The organism is Streptomyces sp. (assembly GCF_019510245.1).
Taxonomy (GTDB): Bacteria; Actinomycetota; Actinomycetes; order Streptomycetales; family Streptomycetaceae; genus Streptomyces.
In genome coordinates, this window is the sequence record NZ_JAEKKT010000444.1 from 1 (window position 1) to 3,069 (window position 3,069).

Genomic DNA, 3,069 nt, shown 5'->3' on the forward strand with positions numbered 1-3,069 from the left:
ACGCCCTGGAGCACCTGGCGCTGCTCGACTATCTGGACGGCTGGCTCGGCCGAGCGGAGCGCAGGGCTCTGGCGGCGGTGTCCGAGAGGGAGAGGGTGGGCCTTCCCCAGCCGTCCGGCTCCGGCATCGGGCAGCTGGTCCTCGCCGCCGTCGCCGTCGACCGCCATGAGCTGGACCGGGCCCAGGCCCTCCTCGACGAGACGGCCCAGCTCCCGGCAGGAACACCCGACCCGGTCCCGGCGGCGGGACGAGCCCTGGTCACAGCTCGCCTGCTGTTGGTCAGGGGGAGGGCACGAGCCGCCGTGGACGCGGCTGACCCGGACGTCTCCGCCGTCGTCGCCTCACCCTGGGCGACAAGCCATGAAGCCCTCGTCACCTCCGCCCTCCACCTGGCCGAAGGACGGCCGGACGCAGCGGCCGAGGTGCTCCAGGGTGTGTCCGCCGACCAGCCGGTGTGTGCCGTGGAGGCCGCGGCGATCCAGCTCGCCACAGGCCGTACGGGGGCGGCCATCGACCTGCTCGACGGCATCCGCGCCGGGGGCCGTGCCGGTCCGGCCGTGACCGTGCGGGCGGCGCTGGTGAGGGCCCGGGCCGCGGAGGAGGCGGGAGACACCGCCACCGCCCGCAGGCTTGTGGCACACGCACTCCTCGACGCTCGGCGGGAGCGGCTGCGGCGTCCGTTCCTCGACGCGGGAGCGTGGCTCCGGCCCCTCCTGGCCACGGCTCCGCTGCACGAGCTGGCGGCGGGCTGGCTCACACCCGGCCCGCCGCGACACGGTGAGCGGCCCCGGCCGGAGGCGCTGCCCCCGCCGCTCGTCGCGGTGGAGCTGAGCGGACGTGAGCGCGACGTCCTGGAGCGGCTGGCCCGGATGATGTCGACGGAGGAGGTCGCCGCCGATCTCTACGTGTCGGTGAACACGGTGAAGACGCACCTCAAGAGCGTCTACCGGAAGCTGGCGGTCAACCGGCGAGGCGACGCGGTGCGCCGCGCGCGCGATCTCCGGCTGCTGTGAACGGACGCCGTGCGGGATCGGCGTCCCTGAGCCAGGACGGAGTCGTCGGTGTCCAGAACCAGAACCAGGACCGGCCCGGCCACGGCCCGCGGGGAGCGCCGTGTCGAGCGGCGCGCCCACGCGGACTACACGGGCGGCGTCTACGGATCCATGCTCGCGGCCTCCGTGGTGATCGGCGCCGGCTCGCTGGGTTCCTTCCCGCGCACCGAGCTGGTGCTGCTGCTGTTGCTCACCGGCCTGGTGTTCTGGATCGCGCATGTGCACGCCCAGCTGTTCGGGGCGCGGCTGGCGCAACAGGCTCTGGACCGCCGGGTCGTACTGCACGTGTGCCGTGACGAGTGGCCGATCGTCAATGCCGCCGTCCCGCCGGCCGTCGCGGTGGCCGTCAGCCCGCTCCTGGGCCTCGACGTGCGAGGTGCCCTGTGGCTGGCTCTCTCCGTCGCCGTGGCCGGACAGGTGGGCTGGTCCGTGGCCGCGGCACGCCGCGCCGGGGCTTCGCGGCGGCTGCTGGCCGTCACCGCGTCGGTCAACCTGCTGCTGGGTCTGCTGATCGTGTCCTTCAAGATCGTTCTGACGCATTGAGAATCCGACGCGTCGAGAAGAGGACGGTCACCTGTACCGGGTGAGGCCCCAAGGGGCACGGAGGCGCACGATCGCAGGGAAGGGTGCCGTCCGCCTGTCCCACGCAGTCCATGGGAGGACAGCTTGTGCGCTACGAGATCCGCGTCGAGGGCCACCTGTCGGAAACGCTGGCCAAGGCGTTTCCGGAGCTGGGCCACGTCGTGATGTCCGGCCAGACCGTCCTGTTCGGTCCTGTCGTGGACGAGGCGCACCTGTACGGGCTGCTGGCACGCTGCCAGTCCCTGGGACTGCGGGTCCTGGAGATGCGGCAACTGCCGGAGTGAGGGGAACGGGCGGTGTGCGGTGCCGGGCCGGCGATCTCACCGGTCGTCTGCATCGGGCGACCCCGACGGCTCGCGGTGCTGCCGGCGCAGCCCCACCTGGACGGCGCCCGCCAGCACCCGTGCGGCGACGCCCACGAGCAGGAGTCCCCCGGCCATCTGGAACATCGTCAGCACCCGCCCCGCCTGGGAGCGGGCCGTGATGTCCCCGAAGCCGACGGTGCTGAACGTGGTCAGCGCGAAGTACAGGGCGTCCGTCCTCGTCAGCGGCTCACTGAAGGAGCCCGGGGTGAAGTGGTCCATCAGGTAGTAGCCGCAGGCGAAGAGCACCAGGAACAGCGGCAGTGTGGCGGCCAGGGCCTCGACGGCCCGCAGCCGCGGGTGGGGCGAGCGCACGATGGCCCGCACCTCCCACCAGAACATCAGCAGCACCGCCGCCGAGCCGCACGCGAGGAGCGCCGACATGCCGGCCGTACCTCGCTCGTCCAGCGGCAGCACGTAGTAGGCGGTGACGAGGCCGGTGGCGATGAGCACGGCGCGGACGACCGCGACGATCGCCGCCCGGCGGCGGGGGCGGCCCGGTCCGGTCCGGACAGTGCTCGGATCGCTCATCTCGTGTCTCTTCGTCGCGTCCGGCCGCGAGGCCGAGGGGACAGGCGCCTGGAGATTCCCACCTCACCGCCACGGCGGTGCCGGCGGATCACCCGTGGTGGGTGAGCCCGGCACCCGGTGCCAGGCGTGACGCTGGAGCGGTCCGGCACGCCTCTCCCTCGGACACCGCCCCGTCGGCGGTCCGGGAGCGACGCGCTCGATCACACGAGGAGGAGCCATGACCATGTCGCGTGATCCGGCGCCGCCCCCCGGGCCAGAACCCCCCGCCGACGGGGCGGCCCCCCTTCCGGTGAGCGATCCCGCCGACGTGCTGGCGCGCCTGGGCCGCTCATGGACCTGGATCCTGTGCTCGGCGGTCGCGACGCTGGTGCCGGGCATTCTGGTACTGGTCTGGCCGGAGGAAACCCTGCATGTCCTGGCAGTCCTCATCGGGCTGTACCTCCTGGTCACCGGGGCGTTCCGGTTCGTGGCCGCCTTCGGCCGGGAGGAGCACGGTGAACGGCTCCCGGCGCTGCTGCTGGCCGTGCTGTACGTCCTGGCCG

At 73.1% G+C, this 3,069-nt stretch carries 5 protein-coding genes; 4 read left to right on the forward strand and 1 reads right to left on the reverse strand.

What is annotated here, in order from left to right; genetic code table 11:
* From JF597_RS53690 to JF597_RS53700, 3 genes are all read left to right on the forward strand, one after another.
* On the forward strand, positions 1–1,013 hold a 1,013-nt coding region (locus JF597_RS53690), incomplete at its 5' end, for a LuxR family transcriptional regulator (RefSeq protein ID WP_294014342.1).
* 48 nt (positions 1,014–1,061) lie between these two features.
* Positions 1,062–1,595 carry a hypothetical protein gene (locus JF597_RS53695; protein ID WP_294014344.1) on the forward strand — a complete coding sequence of 178 codons (534 nt, stop codon included), beginning with the start codon at positions 1,062–1,064 and terminating at the stop codon, positions 1,593–1,595.
* A gap of 125 nt (positions 1,596–1,720) precedes the next feature.
* Positions 1,721–1,918 (forward strand): hypothetical protein, encoded by a 198-nt coding sequence (locus tag JF597_RS53700; RefSeq protein ID WP_020276994.1) that lies wholly within the window; start codon positions 1,721–1,723, stop codon positions 1,916–1,918.
* A gap of 36 nt (positions 1,919–1,954) precedes the next feature.
* Here JF597_RS53700 and JF597_RS53705 read toward each other — a convergent pair whose 3' ends face one another.
* Positions 1,955–2,527 (reverse strand): potassium channel family protein, encoded by a 573-nt coding sequence (locus tag JF597_RS53705; RefSeq protein ID WP_294014346.1) that lies wholly within the window; start codon positions 2,525–2,527, stop codon positions 1,955–1,957.
* Between the two features lie 217 nt (positions 2,528–2,744).
* Between JF597_RS53705 and JF597_RS53710 the strand changes: the two genes are divergently transcribed.
* Positions 2,745–3,069, forward strand: a 325-nt coding sequence (locus JF597_RS53710) for a DUF308 domain-containing protein (protein WP_294014348.1), incomplete at its 3' end; no start/stop codon positions are given.

Excerpts from the sequence above, each read along its gene's own strand:
- JF597_RS53705 (WP_294014346.1), bottom strand. The coding sequence starts at position 2,527 with ATGAGCGATCCGAGCACTGTCCGGACCGGACCGGGCCGCCCCCGCCGC.